Annotated in this window: 16 protein-coding genes; 13 read left to right on the top strand and 3 right to left on the bottom strand. The window is 64.9% G+C overall.

The features are described 5' to 3' along the window. The first annotated feature begins 142 nt into the window (after positions 1-142). The 4 genes from HDG34_RS02085 (at position 143) to ftsB (ending at position 4656) form a co-directional block, all read left to right on the top strand. Positions 143-1804, top strand: a complete 1662-nt coding sequence (locus tag HDG34_RS02085; protein ID WP_184057312.1) for a CTP synthase — start codon at positions 143-145, stop codon at positions 1802-1804. Beyond that, entirely contained in the window at positions 1801-2655 is an 855-nt protein-coding gene (kdsA, locus tag HDG34_RS02080; RefSeq protein ID WP_090800765.1) for a 3-deoxy-8-phosphooctulonate synthase, read from the top strand. The genes HDG34_RS02085 and kdsA overlap by 4 nt, the downstream gene beginning before the upstream one ends. Positions 2656-2820: 165 nt before the next feature. After that, on the top strand, positions 2821-4104 hold the full coding sequence (eno, locus tag HDG34_RS02075) for a phosphopyruvate hydratase (RefSeq protein WP_018417543.1): 1284 nt from the start codon (positions 2821-2823) through the stop codon (positions 4102-4104). A gap of 114 nt (positions 4105-4218) precedes the next feature. Beyond that, the gene (gene ftsB / locus HDG34_RS02070; protein ID WP_090800763.1) at positions 4219-4656 is read left to right on the top strand and encodes a cell division protein FtsB; all 438 of its coding nucleotides are present in this window, start codon (positions 4219-4221) and stop codon (positions 4654-4656) included. A 95-nt stretch (positions 4657-4751) separates the two neighbouring features. On the opposite strand, the gene HDG34_RS02065 is transcribed toward ftsB, so the two are convergent. From HDG34_RS02065 to HDG34_RS02055, 3 genes are all read right to left on the bottom strand, one after another. Further along, positions 4752-5114, bottom strand: coding sequence for a hypothetical protein (locus HDG34_RS02065; protein ID WP_090800761.1), 363 nt, complete (start codon positions 5112-5114; stop codon positions 4752-4754). Between the two features lie 198 nt (positions 5115-5312). Then, a complete protein-coding gene (hslO, locus tag HDG34_RS02060) occupies positions 5313-6263 on the bottom strand; it encodes an Hsp33 family molecular chaperone HslO (RefSeq protein ID WP_090800759.1) in 951 nt (316 codons plus the stop codon). Between the two features lie 63 nt (positions 6264-6326). Beyond that, positions 6327-6851, bottom strand: a complete 525-nt coding sequence (locus HDG34_RS02055; RefSeq protein WP_184004143.1) for a gamma carbonic anhydrase family protein — start codon at positions 6849-6851, stop codon at positions 6327-6329. Between the two features lie 279 nt (positions 6852-7130). Between HDG34_RS02055 and HDG34_RS02050 the strand changes: the two genes are divergently transcribed. The 9 genes from HDG34_RS02050 to bamC all read left to right on the top strand — a co-directional run bounded on the left by HDG34_RS02050 (position 7131) and on the right by bamC (position 15528). Next, complete coding sequence (locus HDG34_RS02050) at positions 7131-8036, top strand: ferritin-like domain-containing protein (RefSeq protein WP_184057405.1); 906 nt, start codon at positions 7131-7133, stop codon at positions 8034-8036. Between the two features lie 70 nt (positions 8037-8106). Further along, complete coding sequence (locus tag HDG34_RS02045) at positions 8107-8991, top strand: alpha/beta fold hydrolase (protein WP_184057309.1); 885 nt, start codon at positions 8107-8109, stop codon at positions 8989-8991. Between the two features lie 175 nt (positions 8992-9166). Beyond that, the gene (locus HDG34_RS02040) at positions 9167-9997 is read left to right on the top strand and encodes a 3',5'-nucleoside bisphosphate phosphatase (protein WP_184057307.1); all 831 of its coding nucleotides are present in this window, start codon (positions 9167-9169) and stop codon (positions 9995-9997) included. Between the two features lie 113 nt (positions 9998-10110). Continuing rightward, a complete protein-coding gene (locus HDG34_RS02035; protein WP_090800752.1) occupies positions 10111-10746 on the top strand; it encodes an L-threonylcarbamoyladenylate synthase in 636 nt (211 codons plus the stop codon). Positions 10747-10802: 56 nt separating this feature from the next. Further along, positions 10803-11465, top strand: a complete 663-nt coding sequence (locus HDG34_RS02030; protein ID WP_090800750.1) for a site-2 protease family protein — start codon at positions 10803-10805, stop codon at positions 11463-11465. Between the two features lie 6 nt (positions 11466-11471). Further along, positions 11472-12674, top strand: coding sequence for a tryptophan--tRNA ligase (locus tag HDG34_RS02025; protein ID WP_129959391.1), 1203 nt, complete (start codon positions 11472-11474; stop codon positions 12672-12674). A gap of 28 nt (positions 12675-12702) precedes the next feature. Then, entirely contained in the window at positions 12703-13305 is a 603-nt protein-coding gene (locus tag HDG34_RS02020; protein WP_184057305.1) for a bifunctional 2-polyprenyl-6-hydroxyphenol methylase/3-demethylubiquinol 3-O-methyltransferase UbiG, read from the top strand. Positions 13306-13348: 43 nt separating this feature from the next. Further along, entirely contained in the window at positions 13349-14266 is a 918-nt protein-coding gene (gene dapA, locus HDG34_RS02015) for a 4-hydroxy-tetrahydrodipicolinate synthase (protein WP_184004131.1), read from the top strand. Positions 14267-14388: 122 nt separating this feature from the next. Further along, positions 14389-15528: an outer membrane protein assembly factor BamC gene (gene bamC, locus HDG34_RS02010; protein ID WP_184022417.1), complete on the top strand. Its 1140-nt coding sequence runs from the start codon at positions 14389-14391 to the stop codon at positions 15526-15528. Positions 15529-15532 lie beyond the last annotated feature (4 nt).

Here is a 15532-nt window from a genome sequence, read left to right as displayed (position 1 = left end):
CGTGCTGCGCGCACGAAGCGGGCCCCAAACCGCTGCGCCGGCTGCCACGCGAGGCGGCCTCGGCACGCGTGGGTCGGCCGTTTTTTGCTGGGTCGGGACCATCCTTTACGGTATAATCCGTTTTTCCCGCGAGCATCCAGCGATGACCAAATATGTTTTCGTCACCGGCGGCGTAGTATCTTCCCTCGGCAAGGGTATTGCCGCCGCTTCCCTCGCCGCGATCCTCGAATCGCGCGGTCTTAAAGTCACCCTCCTCAAACTCGATCCCTACATCAACGTCGACCCCGGCACGATGAGCCCGTTTCAGCACGGCGAAGTGTTCGTGACGGAAGACGGAGCGGAAACCGACCTCGACCTCGGCCACTACGAGCGCTTCATCAGCACGAAGATGCGCAAGGCCAACAACTTCACCACGGGCCAGATTTACGAGTCGGTAATCCGCAAGGAACGCCGCGGCGATTATCTCGGCAAGACCGTGCAGGTCATCCCGCACATCACGAACGAAATCCAGGCATTCGTCGAGCGCGGCGCAGCGTCTGCGACGTGCGGCGAGCCGGATGTCGCGATCGTCGAAGTGGGTGGCACGGTGGGTGACATCGAATCGCTGCCGTTCCTCGAAGCCGCGCGCCAGATGAGCCTGCGCCTCGGCCGCAACAGCGCGTGCTTCGTGCACCTGACGCTGGTGCCCTGGGTCGCCACGGCCGGCGAACTCAAAACCAAGCCGACCCAGCACAGCGTGCAGAAGCTGCGCGAAATCGGTATCTTGCCGCACGTGCTGCTGTGCCGTGCCGACCGCCGCATTCCGGACGACGAGCGCGCGAAGATCTCGCTGTTCTCGAACGTGCCCGAAGACGCGGTGATTTCCGTGTGGGACGCGGACAGCATCTACAAGATTCCGCAGATGCTGCACGACCAGGGTCTCGACGCGATCATCTGCGAAGAGCTGAAGCTCACGCCGAAGGCGGCGGACCTGTCCATGTGGTCGGACCTCGTCGAGAAGCTGCAGAACCCGAAGCACGAAGTGACGATCGGCATGGTCGGCAAGTACGTCGATCTGACCGAGTCGTACAAGTCGCTGATCGAAGCGCTGCGTCATGCGTCGATGCATACGTCGACGCGCGTGAACATCGAGTACATCGACTCCGAAGAAATCGAAACGCAAGGCGTCGGGAGCCTCAAGCATCTTGACGCGGTGCTCGTGCCGGGCGGCTTCGGCCGTCGCGGCACCGAAGGCAAGATCGCCGCGATCCGTTATGCGCGCGAAGCGAACGTGCCGTATCTCGGCATCTGCCTCGGCATGCAGCTCGCCGTGATCGAATTCGCCCGCGACGTCGTCGGCCTGAAGGACGCGAACAGCACCGAATTCGATCAGGAAACGAAGAACCGCGTGGTCGCGCTGATCACCGAGTGGTACGACCGCGAAGGCCGCGTCGAGAAGCGTACCGAAGAGTCGGATCTCGGCGGCACGATGCGCCTCGGCTCGCAGCGCTGTCCGATCAAGCCCGGCACGCTCGCCGAAGAGATCTACGGCACCGATGTGAACGAACGCCACCGTCACCGTTATGAGGTGAATAACCGTTTCGTGCCCCAGCTCGAAGGCGGTGGCCTCATCATTAGCGCCCGTACCCCGAGCGAGGATTTGCCGGAAATGATGGAGCTGCCGCGCAGCATGCACCCGTGGTTCGTCGGCGTCCAGTTCCACCCTGAATTCACGTCTACGCCGCGTGACGGTCATCCGCTGTTCAAGTCGTTCGTCGAAGCGGCGCTCGCGCATCAGCAGTCGAGGGTCGAGGAGAAAGCATGAAACTGGGCGATTTCGACGTCGGGCTCGACAAGCCGTTTTTCCTGATCGCCGGTACCTGTGTCGTCGAATCCGAACAGATGACGATCGACACGGCCGGCCGCCTGAAGGAAATCTGCGCGAAGCTGAACATTCCGTTCATCTACAAATCGTCGTACGACAAGGCCAATCGCAGCAGCGGCAAGTCGTTTCGCGGTCTGGGCATGGACGAAGGTCTGCGCATCCTGTCGGAAGTGAAGCGCCAGCTCGGTCTGCCGGTGCTGACCGACGTGCACGCCGAACACGAGATCGAGCAGGTGGCGTCGGTCGTCGACGTGCTGCAAACGCCCGCGTTCCTGTGCCGTCAGACCGACTTCATCCACGCGTGCGCGCGCTCGGGCAAGCCGGTCAACATCAAGAAGGGCCAATTTCTCGCGCCGCACGACATGAAGAACGTGATCGACAAGGCGCGCGACGCCGCGCGTGAAGCGGGTCTGTCCGAAGACCGCTTCATGGCGTGCGAGCGCGGCGTGTCGTTCGGCTATAACAACCTCGTGTCGGACATGCGTTCGCTCGCGATCATGCGCGAGACCAACGCGCCGGTCGTGTTCGACGCGACGCATTCGGTGCAGTTGCCGGGCGGTCAGGGCACGAGCTCGGGCGGCCAGCGCGAATTCGTGCCGGTGCTCGCGCGCGCCGCGGTCGCGGTCGGCGTCGCCGGTCTGTTCATGGAAACGCACCCGAATCCGGCGCAAGCGAAGTCGGACGGGCCGAACGCGGTGCCGCTCAATCGCATGGCCGACCTGCTCGAGACGCTCGTCACGCTCGACCGGGCCGTCAAGCGCGGGCCGTTCCTCGAAAGCGATTTCAACTGATTCAGGTGTGCGCCGCGTGTCACGATTGCCCTCGATAATCGACCCGCGGCGTTTTCGCATAATGGTCGTCGAACGTATCGGCGCGCGAGCTGTCTGTCGGGGAGACCGGCAGGTGCGCAATGCAAGGCCACAGTAAAGAATTCAACGTCATCCTTTGAGGAAACCATGAGTGCTATCGTAGACATCATCGGTCGAGAGATTCTCGATTCGCGAGGCAACCCCACCGTCGAATGCGACGTGCTGCTCGAGTCGGGCACGATGGGGCGCGCGGCCGTGCCGTCGGGCGCGTCGACCGGCTCGCGCGAAGCGATCGAACTGCGCGACGGCGAAGCCGGCCGCTACGGCGGCAAGGGTGTACTGAAGGCCGTCGAGCACATCAACACGGAAATCTCCGAAGCGATCATGGGTCTCGACGCTTCCGAGCAGGCGTTCCTCGACAAGACGCTGCTCGAGCTCGACGGCACCGACAACAAGTCGCGCCTCGGCGCGAACGCGATGCTGGCCGTGTCGATGGCCGTCGCGAAGGCCGCGGCTGAGGAGGCCGGTCTGCCGCTGTACCGCTACTTCGGCGGCTCGGGCGCCATGCAACTGCCGGTGCCGATGATGAACATCGTCAACGGCGGCGCGCATGCGAACAACAGCCTGGACATCCAGGAATTCATGATCGTGCCGGTCAGCCAGCCGAGCTTCCGCGAAGCACTGCGCTGCGGCGCCGAAGTGTTCCACGCGCTGAAGAAGATCCTGTCGGACCGCGGCATGAGCACGGCAGTCGGCGACGAAGGCGGCTTCGCACCGAACTTCGGCAGCAACGAGGAATGCCTGTCCACTATTTTGCAAGCCATCGAGAAAGCAGGCTACCGCGCCGGTGAAGACGTGCTGCTCGCGCTCGACTGCGCAGCGAGCGAGTTCTACCACGACGGGAAGTACCAGCTCGCGGGCGAAGGCCTGCAGCTGTCGTCGACGGAATTCGCGGACTACCTCGCGAACCTCGCCGACAAGTTCCCGATCGTGTCGATCGAAGACGGCATGCACGAGGGCGACTGGGAAGGCTGGAAGACGCTGACCGACAAGCTCGGCAACAAGGTCCAGCTGGTGGGCGACGACCTGTTCGTGACGAACACGCGCATCCTGAAGGAAGGCATCGAGAAGGGCATCGCGAACTCGATCCTGATCAAGATCAACCAGATCGGCACGCTGACGGAAACCTTCGCGGCGATCGAAATGGCCAAGCGCGCGGGCTACACGGCGGTGATTTCGCACCGTTCGGGCGAAACTGAAGACTCGACGATCGCGGACATCGCCGTCGGTCTGAACGCCGGCCAGATCAAGACAGGTTCGCTGTCGCGTTCCGACCGCATCTCGAAGTACAACCAGCTGCTGCGTATCGAGGAAGATCTCGGCGATATCGCGAGCTACCCGGGCAAGTCGGCCTTCTACAATCTGCGCTAAGCGGTCTTCGCCAGATTGTTCACGCCGATCGATGAGCCGGTTATCCTTCGTTTCTGATTGACCTCGCCGCCCTGCGTATAGCGCAGGGCGGCGCGTATTTATTGTGCTTACTTCATGCGGCTTGTCACTGCTGTCCTGATCGTTCTGCTGGCGTTGATCCAGTACCCGCTCTGGTGGGGGCACGGCGGCTGGCTGCGCGTGCATGAGTTGCAGGGACAACTCGCGCAGCAACTGCAGAAGAATGCCGACGCGAAGCTGCGCAACGAGCGCATCCAGGGCGAAGTGCAGGACCTGCAGAATGGCACGGCCGCGGTCGAAGAGCGGGCGCGCTACGAAATGGGCATGGTCAAGGACGGCGAAGTGTTCGTGCAGTTCGTGTCGCCGAACCAGCCGTTGCCGTTGGCGAATACGCCGTCGGCGAACACCTCGACGCGCGGTGAGGTGTCGGCCGCGCCGCTGCATGTGGTGCCGAATCCGGAGTCGCGGGCGAAGCCGGATCGCAAGCATGGCGGGAAGGCAGCGGCTGCGAAGGAGAAGAAGCCGGTGCACTGAGGTTCGATATTTCGCATCGGCCTCGCAGGAAGGCGCAAAAAAAGCGCGGTTCATCCTGAACCGCGCTTTTTTGTTTTTATGCTGCCGTGTTCGCCCTACCAGCCCCAATACGGCCCGAACCCGACGCCGATCCCGGTTCCCCAGCCACGTCCCCAGCCGCCGCTCGAGAAGCCCGCGGAAAACCTCACGGGCGGCGAACGCGAGTAGTAGCGCGACCAGGCTTGCGCGGCGGCGTCCGCGGCCATCGTCTGATTCTGTTCGAACATGACCTGTTGCTCGATCGCGTCATAGCGCGCGCGTTCCTCCGGTGTCAGCGTCTGCGTATGACTGATGGCTTCGGCCTGATCGGGCGGCAGACGGCTCAGAATCGGCGCTGGGCCACGCGGATCGATCGAGCAGCCGGCCAGCACCGCGCTGCCCGTGAGGACGGCAAGGATCAACGAAAGCGTGTGCTTCATGGTCGAATCTCCATCGGTCCGAGGCTCGAGCAAGCGTCTTCCAACGCGCAGTGCCGCATCCTTCCAAAGTATCAACGCCGCGCTCAAAAGCAACGCGCCGCCCGAGCCGTGACGAGGCATGGGGCGGCGCGGTCAGGACTTGCGTTGAAGAGCCCGATCAGTTCACGGGCACGTACTCCGCTTCGGCGAAAGCGCGGTCTAGTGCCGTTGCGCGGCCGCCGGCGTCACACCCTGTGAGAGTCCGCCGGCCACGAAAAGTTGCGCGACGTCGACCGGGTCGAACTCGTAGCGCTGGTTACAAAACTCGCAGTGAATCTCGACGTGGCCGCGTTCCTCGATCACGCTGTCGACTTCATCGCGGCCAAGCATCTTCAGCATCGCGCCGACTTTTTCGCGCGAGCACGTGCATTCGAAGCGCGCGGTAACCGGCTCGAAATGCTGGACGTTTTCCTGCCAGAACAGGCGTCGGAACACCGTCTCAGGTTCTTCCTTCAGCAGCTCGTCGTGCGACAGCGTGCCGCCGAGCGTGCACACGCGTTCCCACGTATCCGCGTCGAGCTCGCCCGGATGCGGGACGATGCCGCCGTCGCCCGGCAGTTTCTGCAGCAGCATGCCGACCGCGCGCTCGGTGTTCGCCGCGAGCCACATGCGCGTGTCGAGCTGCTCGGAGTGATGCATATAGTGCTCGAGCACCTCGGCGATCGACTTCAGCGCTCCGTCCACGCCCGACAGCGGCACGATACTCTGGTACGGCTGCTGGCCGGGCTGCTTGGCGGTCGGGTCGAGCGTGATCACGCAGCGGCCGTAGCCGCTCGCGTTCACCAGATCGATGAGCGAGGTCGTGTCGTCGATCGTATGGGCGGCTTCGCCGGACAGCTTCGCGGTGGCGCGCATCGTCAGGTTCGAGCTGCACTGCACGACCAGCATCTTGACCGGGCCATCGCCGAAAATCTGCATGACGAGCGTGCCGTCGAACTTCAGGTTCGCCGACAGCAGCGCGCACGCGGCCATCATTTCGCCCAGAATCGTTCGCACGGGCGCCGGATAATCGCGGCGCGTCAGCACGTCCTGCCAGGTATTGCGCAGGGAAACGATCTCGCCGCGCACCGGCGCCGCGCTGAACATGAATTTTTGCAACTGGTCGCTCACAACTTTTCCTCGCTAGAATGACGCGGCATGACGCCGCGCCTTTGCGCACCGTGCGCCGGCCGTCTAGCCGATGCGTACGAGCTGCGCCTTGAAATACTCGCGGCGCCCGGCATAGCTTGCCGCGCCGCGCTGCATGTTGGCGATATCCGCTTCCGTCAGTTCGCGCACCGCCTTCGCGGGCGCGCCGAGGATCAGCGTATTGTCGGGAAACACCTTGCCCTCGGTGACGATGGCGCCCGCTCCGACCAGACAGTTGCGGCCGATCACCGCGCCATTCAAGACCACCGCCTGAATTCCGATCAACGCGCCTTCCTTGATCGTGCAGCCGTGCAGCATCGCCTGATGGCCGATCGTCACGTTCGACTCGACCGTCAGCGGATAGCCGGGGTCGGTGTGCAGCACCGCGCTTTCCTGCACGTTGCTGCCGGCGCCGATCGTGATCGGCTCGTTGTCGCCGCGCAGTGTCGCGCCGAACCACACGCTCGCGTTCTCCTCGAGCGTTACGTTGCCGATGATGTTCGCCGAATCCGCGACGAACACGCTTTCATGAATGATCGGGGCGGCTTCGCCCAGCTTGTAAATCGTCACAACGTCTCCTGGTTGGTCAGAGCCGGGCCTTCGGTGACTCCGATCCTGTTCACGATGATGGTCTGATCGGTTGCCACGCATGGGCGGGGCGGCGCGCAGCCGGCGCGGCGCGAGGTTGGCGGTCTTGCGTCGCCAACTGACGGGCGTGCCCGAAAGCGCGCCGGTTGGTCGAATCGGGTATTGTAAACGGTTGTGTGCATGAGCCGCTTGGCCGCTCGCGCGCGGCTCAGCCGCCGTCTGTCCGCCGTCTTTACCGCCTCCAACGCCGATCCGTTTGTCATGACGTCCGCCGCTTCGCCCGTTTCTGTCGCTTCTCGCGCATCGAATTCTCACGACGAGCCGCCGTGTGCGCGCCGCGCCGCGCTCGCGGCGTTGCGCGAGCGGGATCCGGCCGCGAAGGCCGGGGCGGCCCGCGAGTTGTACGCTGCGGTACTCGACGGTCGCGCGCTCTGTGACTCCGGCCTCGATCTCGCCGAGCCCGCTGGCCTGCCGGGCCGCCCCGAACGGCCCGAACTGGTCGAACCGCGCCAACTCGGTCGACGCAGCATGCAGTCGCCGCAGGGCCGCGCGGTGCTGCTCCACGCGCTCGCGCACATCGAGTTCAATGCGATCAATCTGGCGCTCGACGCCATCTGGCGTTTCCCCGGCATGCCCGCCGGGTTCTATACCGACTGGCTCAAAGTCGCCGCCGAAGAGGCGTATCACTACTCGCTGCTCGCCGCGCGTCTCGCCGAATATGGCCACGCGTACGGCGACTTCCCGGCGCACGGCGGCCTATGGGATATGTGCGAGCGCACCCGTGGTGACGTGCTCGCGCGCATGGCGCTCGTGCCGCGTACGCTCGAAGCGCGCGGCCTCGACGCGTCGCCGCCGATCCGCGCGCGTCTGCAGCAGGCCGGCGATCACGCGTCGGCGGCGATTCTCGACGTGATCCTGCGCGATGAAATCGGCCACGTGCTGATCGGCAACCGCTGGTTCCGTCACCTGTGCGACGCGGACGGCCTCGATCCGCACCACACCTATCTGCGTCTCGCCGACCAGTATCACGCGCCGAAACTGCGTGGCCCGTTCAATTTCGAAGCGCGCCGCGACGCTGGTTTCGACGACGCCGAACTCGCCGCGCTCGCGAGTCAGGATGCGCAGCAAGCCATGCAGGCAACGGACGATCGAGCATCGCGTCAATAAACCGTTACCACTTCTTGCGCCGCTGTTCCTATAATCGAACGACCATTCTTTTTTTACGGGTGCGCCGTTCATGAATACATCCCGCTCTGAGTTCGTTGCCGCGCGCGGCGTCCGGCTGCACGTGCGGCGCTGGGGCCATCCCGATGCGCGGATACTGTTCATGCTGCACGGCTGGATGGACGTCGGCGCGTCGTTCCAGTTCGTCGTCGATGCGCTCGGTGGCGACTGGCAGGTGATCGCGCCCGACATGCGCGGCTTCGGTCTGTCCGACTGGCCGGTCGCCGAGCGCGGCGGCGGCAGCTACTGGGTGCAGGACTATCTCGGCGATCTCGACGCGCTGATCGACCGCTACGCGCCCGACGGCCAGGTGAACCTCGTCGGTCACAGCATGGGCGCGAACGTCGTGTGCCTGTATGCGGGCGTGCGGCCGCAGCGGGTGCGGCGTGTGGTCGATCTGGAAGGCTTCGGGCTTGCGCGATCGCATCCGGCGCAGGCGCCGAAGCGCCTGCTCAATTGGCTCGACGAATTGCGCGATCCACCCCAGCTCAAGCGCTACGCGTCGCTCGACGAGGTCGCCGCCCGCCTGATCAAAACCAATCCGCGCCTCGTGCCGCGGCGTGCGCAATTTCTCGCGCAGCACTGGTCGAAGCCGGATGGCGAAGGGCGCTTCATGCTGCTCGCCGATCCAGCGCACAAGGTCCGCGGCCCGACGCTGTATCGCCTCGACGAGGTGATGGCGGTGTGGCGTAAGGTCAGCGCGAAGGTGCTGCACGTCGAGGCCGCCGGCTCGCCGACGCTCGCGCAGATCGCCGGCGACATTCCGCTCGATGAATTCAAGGCGCGTTTCCAGGCGTTTCCCGATTGGCGCGAGAAGATCATCGACGGCGCGGGGCACATGGTGCATCACGACCAGCCGGAGCAGATCGCCGCGTTGATCGAGGGGTTCTGCGCCTGACACCGCGCCTGAAGCTACGTTTGAAACGGCGCTCGGGCGCCCGGAGGTCGCGGGATCGGCGCTGACTGGTCTTGACCTCGCGGCACGCCGGCAACCGGCACTGGCGTCGCGAGATACCCCCGCGGCCCCTTACTGCATTGCAGTAAAATGATCGCAGAACCCTTCCAGGACCACGATGAACGCCGATCTTCACTGCCACTCCACCGTTTCCGACGGCCAGTTCGCGCCGGCCGACGTCGCGCGCCGCGCGCACGCTAACGGCGTGACGCTGTGGGCGCTCACCGATCACGACGAAGTGGGCGGCCAGCACGAGGCGCGCACCGCGGCCGAGGCTCTCGGCATGGATTACCTGAGCGGCGTCGAGATTTCGGTCACGTGGGCGGGGCGCACCGTGCACATCGTCGGACTCGGCATCGATCCGGGCAGCCAGATCCTGATCGACGGTCTCGCCCGCACGCGCGACGGCCGCGCCGCGCGCGCCGAAGCAATCGGCGAGCAACTGGCCACGCTCGGCATTCCAGACGCGTACGAGGGCGCGCTGCATTACGTATCGAATCCCGACATGATGTCGCGCACGCATTTCGCGCGCTTCCTGGTCGAGCACGGCCACTGCGCAAACACCCAGGAAGTGTTCGACCGCTATCTCGGCGACGGCAAGCCGGCTTACGTCGCGCACCGCTGGGCCAGGCTCGCCGACGCACTCGGCTGGATCCAGGCCGCGGGCGGCGTCGCGATCGTCGCGCATCCCGGTCGTTACGCATATTCGCAACTCGAATTCGACGCGTTCTTTGGCGAATTCATCGACCTCGGCGGCGAGGCGATCGAGGTCGTGACCGGCAGCCACACGCCCGACCAGTACCGCGAATATGCGGACGTCGCGCGTCGCTATGGCTTCGAGGCCTCGCGCGGTTCGGACTTCCATGCGCCTGGCGAAGGCCGCATCGAACTCGGTGCACTGCCGCCGCTACCCGCCGATCTGAAGCCCGTTTGGGAACGCTGGCTGTGACCGCGCGCCGTGCCGGAGCGGCACGGCGCGCGCGCGGGCCGGCTGGATGCGGCACGCGCTCTGCTCGCCGCAGCCCATCCGCCGCAGTTCGTCTGCCGCCATCGTGAGTCTCCATGTCCCAATACTTTCGGCTTCACCCCGACAATCCGCAACCGCGTCTCGTCAAGCAGGCCGTGCAGATCATCAACGGCGGCGGCGTGGTCGCCTTGCCGACCGATTCGACCTACGCGCTCGCCTGCCGTCTCGACGACAAGGATGCGGTCGAACGCCTGCGGCGCATCCGCGGACTCGACGAAAAGCAACTACTGTCGCTGCTCGTGCGTGATCTGTCGGAGCTCGCCAATTTTGCTATGGTGGACAACTGGCAGTACAGGCTGCTTAAGTCGGTGACCCCGGGTCCGTACGTGTTCGTGCTGCAGGCCACCAAGGAAGTGCCGCGGCGCGTGTCGCATCCGTCGCGCAAGACGATCGGCCTGCGCGTGCCGGATCACGCGATCACGCTCGCGATTCTCGAGGAGCTTGGCCAGCCGCTGCTCGGCTCGACACTGATCATGCCCGGCGAAACCGAGCCGCTGAACGACCCCGAGGAAATCCGCGCGCGGCTCGAAAAGCAGCTCGATCTGGTGATCGACGGCGGCGCGTGCGTGTGCGAGCCGTCCACCGTGATCGATCTGACCGGCTCGGAGCCGGTGCTGGTGCGGGCAGGGCGCGGCTCGCTCGCGCCGTTCGGTCTCGAGGAAACGGCGTGAGCGTCGTGAGCGAAAGCGGACAGACACGCGCGAGCGCATTGTTACAATAGCGAGCTATGGATTCTTCCCTGATACAGACGATTGCGGTGTACGCGCTGCCGGTGATCTTCGCGATTACGCTGCACGAGGCTGCGCACGGCTACGTCGCGCGCTGGCTCGGCGACAACACCGCGTACGTGCTCGGCCGCGTGTCGCTGAACCCGATGCGGCACATCGATCCGCTCGGCACGATCGCCATTCCGCTGCTGCTGTACTTCGCGACGAGCGGCGCGTTCGTGTTCGGCTATGCGAAGCCGGTGCCGGTCGCGTTCGGCAATCTGCGCAACCCGCGCTGGGGCAGCCTATGGGTCGCGGCGGCCGGGCCCATGTGCAATTTCATCCAGGCGCTGTTCTGGGGCGTGTTCGGCGTTGCGCTCGCGGGGCTCAATGTCAACGAACCGTTTTTCACGCGCATGGCGGGCGCGGGCGTCGGCGTCAATCTCGTGCTCGGCGTGCTGAACCTGTTTCCGCTGCCGCCGCTCGATGGCGGCCGCGTGGTGATGGCCCTGTTGCCGCCGAAGCAATCGATCGCGTTGTCGCGGCTCGAGCCGTACGGCTTTTTCATCGTGATGGCGCTGGTGATGACGGGTACGCTCACGCGTTTCTGGTTGAGGCCACTCGTGACGCTCGGGTATAGCGCGATCACCGCAATTCTGACTCCACTTGTTTCGCTTTTCTAAATAACCATGTTCCCAGACCGTATCTTCTCCGGCATGCGGCCCACCGGGTCGTTGCACCTCGGCCACTATCACGGCGTGCTGAAAAACTGGGTGCGGCTGCAGTCCGAATACCCGTGCTTCTTCTGCGTGGTCGACTGGCACGCACTGACGACGCACTACGAAACGCCCGAAGTGATCGAAAAGAACGTGTGGGACGTGCTGATCGACTGGCTCGCTTCCGGCATCGATCCGGCGCAGGCGACGCTGTTCATCCAGAGCAAGGTGCCCGAGCATGCCGAGCTGGCGCTGCTGCTCGGCATGAGCACGCCCCTCGGCTGGCTCGAACGCGTGCCGACCTACAAGGAGCAGATGGAAAAGCTGAAGGACAAGGACCTGTCCACCTACGGCTTCCTCGGCTATCCGGTGCTGATGGCGGCGGACATTCTGCTGTATCGCGGCTCGCTCGTGCCGGTCGGTGAAGACCAGGTGCCGCACGTCGAGATGACGCGCGAAATCGCCCGTCGTTTCAACTACCTGTACGGCCGTGAGCCGGGCTTCGAGGAGAAGGCGAACGAAGCCGCGAAGAAGCTCGGCGGCAAGCGCTCGAAGCTGTATCACGAGTTGCGCAACGCGTATCAGCAGGAAGGCGACGACGAAGCGCTCGAACGCGCGCGGGCGATGCTGCAGGAATCGCAAAGCCTGTCGATGAGCGATCGCGAGCGCCTGTTCGGCTATCTCGAAGGTTCGCGCAAGATCATCCTCGTCGAGCCGCAGGCGATGCTGACGGAGGCGTCGCGCATGCCGGGTCTCGACGGCCAGAAGATGTCGAAGTCGTACGGCAACACGATCGGCCTGCGCGAAGACGCGGAAACCATCACGAAGAAGGTCCGCACGATGCCGACCGACCCCGCGCGCGTGCGCCGCACCGATCCGGGCGACCCCGACAAGTGTCCGGTGTGGCAGTTGCATCAGGTCTATACCGACGAAGCGACCCACGAGTGGGTGCAGAAGGGCTGCCGCTCGGCAGGCATCGGTTGCCTCGATTGCAAGCAGCCGGTCGTCGAAGGGATTCTGCGCGAGCAGCAGCCGATGCTCGAGCGCGCGCAGAAGTACATGGACGACCCGTCGCTGTTGCGCGCGATCGTCGCCGATGGCTGCGACAAGGCACGCCGGTTCGCGACCGAAACGATGCGCGACGTCCGTGAGGCGATGGGGCTGTCGTACAGCTGATGCGCACCCGACGCGCCGCGGTGCAGCGATGAGCACGCCCGTTACCAGTGGCTTGCATGGCCTCGGTGAACCGTCGCGCTGGGTGCGTCACTGGGCGCACCTGATCGCGCCGGGCGGCGCGGTGCTCGACGTCGCGTCGGGGGCCGGGCGGCATGCGCGCTTTTTTGCGTCGCTCGGCCATCCGGTCACCGCGATCGATCGCGACGCGGTTGCTCTCGACCTGCTGCGCGACGCGCCGCTCGTCACACTTCTCGTGGCCGATCTCGAAGGCGCGACGTGGCCACTACCGGCCGATGCGGCGTTCGCCGCCGTCGTGGTCACCAACTACCTGCACCGGCCGCTTTTTCCGCAGTTGCTGCGCGCGCTCGCGCCCGGTGGCGTACTGGTTTACGAGACCTTCGCGCAAGGAAACGAAAGCGTCGGCAAACCCTCCAATCCGGCGTTTTTGCTCGCGCCTGGCGAGCTCCTCGACACCGTGCGGGGCCACCTGCGGGTGATCGCATTTCAGGACGGATTTCTCGCCGAGCCGCGTCCGGCCTACGTTCAGCGCATCTGCGCGGTTCGGGAAACGGCCAGGGCGCATGATCCCGCACGGGCAACAGCGCCACCTTGTTACGAGTTGGCTGGCTAATCCGCTACAATCGCGGTTTACCTGATCATATTCATGGCGTTTCATGACTAACGGCAACCACAGCGGTCACCAGGACGGCGTTCAGATCCGCGGCAGCATTCCTGCCATCATCACTCCGATGCTCGAAGACGGCAGCCTCGATCTGCCGGCGTTTCGCAAACTGATCGACTGGCACGTCGAGGAAGGCACGAATGCGCTCGTCGTGGTCGGCACGAGCGGCGAGTCGGCCACGCTGTCGGTCGAAGAACACGTGCTCATGGTCAAGACCGCGGTCGAGCACACCGCTGGACGCATTCCTGTCATCGCGGGCGCGGGTGCCAATTCCACCGCCGAGGCGATCGAACTCACGCAACACGCGAAGGACGTCGGCGCGGATGCCACGCTGCAGGTCGTGCCGTACTACAACAAGCCGACCCAGGAAGGCATCTACCGCCATTTCGCGAAGATCGCCGAAACCGTCGATCTGCCAGTGATTCTGTACAACGTGCCGGGCCGCACCGTCGCCGACATGAGCAACGAGACCATCCTGCGCTGCGCACAGGTGCCGGGCATCGTCGGCGTGAAGGAGGCCACGGGCAACATCGACCGCGCCGCGCATCTGATCAAGTCGGCGCCGGCGCATTTCGGCATCTATAGCGGCGACGACCCCACCGCGATCGCGCTGATGCTGCTCGGCGGTCACGGCAATATTTCGGTCACCGCGAACGTCGCGCCGCGCGCAATGAGCGAACTGTGCAAGGCCGCGCTCGCCGCGGACGTGAAGACCGCGCGCGACATTCATCTGAAACTCCTGTCACTGCACAAGTACCTGTTTGCCGAAGCGAATCCGATTCCGGCGAAGTGGGCGCTGCAGCAACTGGGGCGTGTGCAGGGCGGCATCCGCCTGCCGCTCACGCCGCTCGACGCGCAATACCACGAAGTGGTGCGCGGCGCGCTGCGCGAAGCGGGCCTGCTCGGCTGAACGGGCGACCGTCCCGCCGCCCACGCAAGACCGCCACCGGCATTTCATTAACCGACGTCGCTTCAGCCCACGTTCCCGGCAGATCGAACGAGGCATCGCGTTCCAGCATCACGAAGGACCTCATGAAACGTTCCGCACTTTCCCTCCACGCAACCCGCATGGCGGCGCTGGCGCTTGCCCTGTCGACGCTCGCCGGCTGTGACACGCTGAACGACTGGTTCGCTTCCGACCGCGTCAACTACAAGGCGACCTCGAGCGCGCCGCCGCTCGCCGTGCCGAGCGATCTGAGCACGTCGCCGAACGACCAGCGCTATGTGGCACCGCCGGCCAATCTGGCGCTTGGTGGCACGCCGACGCGCGCTGTCACGGCGGCCGGCAACGCGACCGAAGGTCAGCCGAACGCGCAGGATCCGCTCGGCATGCATATCGAGCGCGACGGCGACCGTCGCTGGCTGGTGGTAGACGGCCGTTCCCCGGAACAGCTCTGGCCGCAGCTGCAGGAGTTCTGGCAGGAAAACGGCTTCGTGCTGAAGACCGATGCGCCGGCCACCGGCATCATGACAACCGACTGGGCGGAAAACCGCGCGAACATTCCGGACGACTGGTTCCGCCGCACGATCGGCAAGGTCATCGACTTCGCCTATTCGTCGGGCACCCGCGACAGTTTCCGCACGCTGGTATCGCGCGGTCCGGACAGCGCGACCGATATCTCGATCACGCACAGCGCGATGGAAGAGGTGATGACCGGGCAGGACAAGACGTCTTCGCGCTGGGAAGAGCGTCCGCGTGATCCGGCGCTCGAGGCGCTGTTTCTCGCCAAGCTGATGCAGAAGTTCGGCCTGACTGAAGCACAATCGAAGCAGCTGCTGACCGACGCGCGCACCGCCGCCGCGCCGACCACGATCGAGCAGAACGCGGGTGCGTCGACGCTCGATCTGCAGGAGTCGTTCGACCGTGCCTGGCTGCGTGTGGGCCTCGCGCTCGATCGCACTAACTTTACGGTCGACAACCGCGATCGCGAGAAGGGCATCTACTACGTGCGCTACGCGGATTCGATGCAGGAACTGAAGAAGGAAGGCCTGTTCGGCAAACTGTTCTACAGCGGCAATTCGACGCGCAAGCCGGGCCAGGAATTCCTCGTCAACGTGCGCGCGAAGGGCGACGCAGTGACGCAGGTCGCGGTCGTCGACGCGAATGGGCAGATCGACACGTCGTCGGACGCGCAGCGCATCGTGTCGCTGCTGCACGCGCAACTGAACTAAGGCG

Origin of the sequence: Paraburkholderia sp. HC6.4b, from assembly GCF_014200875.1 — a bacterium.
Taxonomy (GTDB): Bacteria; Pseudomonadota; Gammaproteobacteria; order Burkholderiales; family Burkholderiaceae; genus Paraburkholderia; species Paraburkholderia tuberum.
The sequence above is the reverse complement of the archived record's forward strand: the minus strand, read 5'-3'. Positions and strand labels throughout refer to the sequence as shown.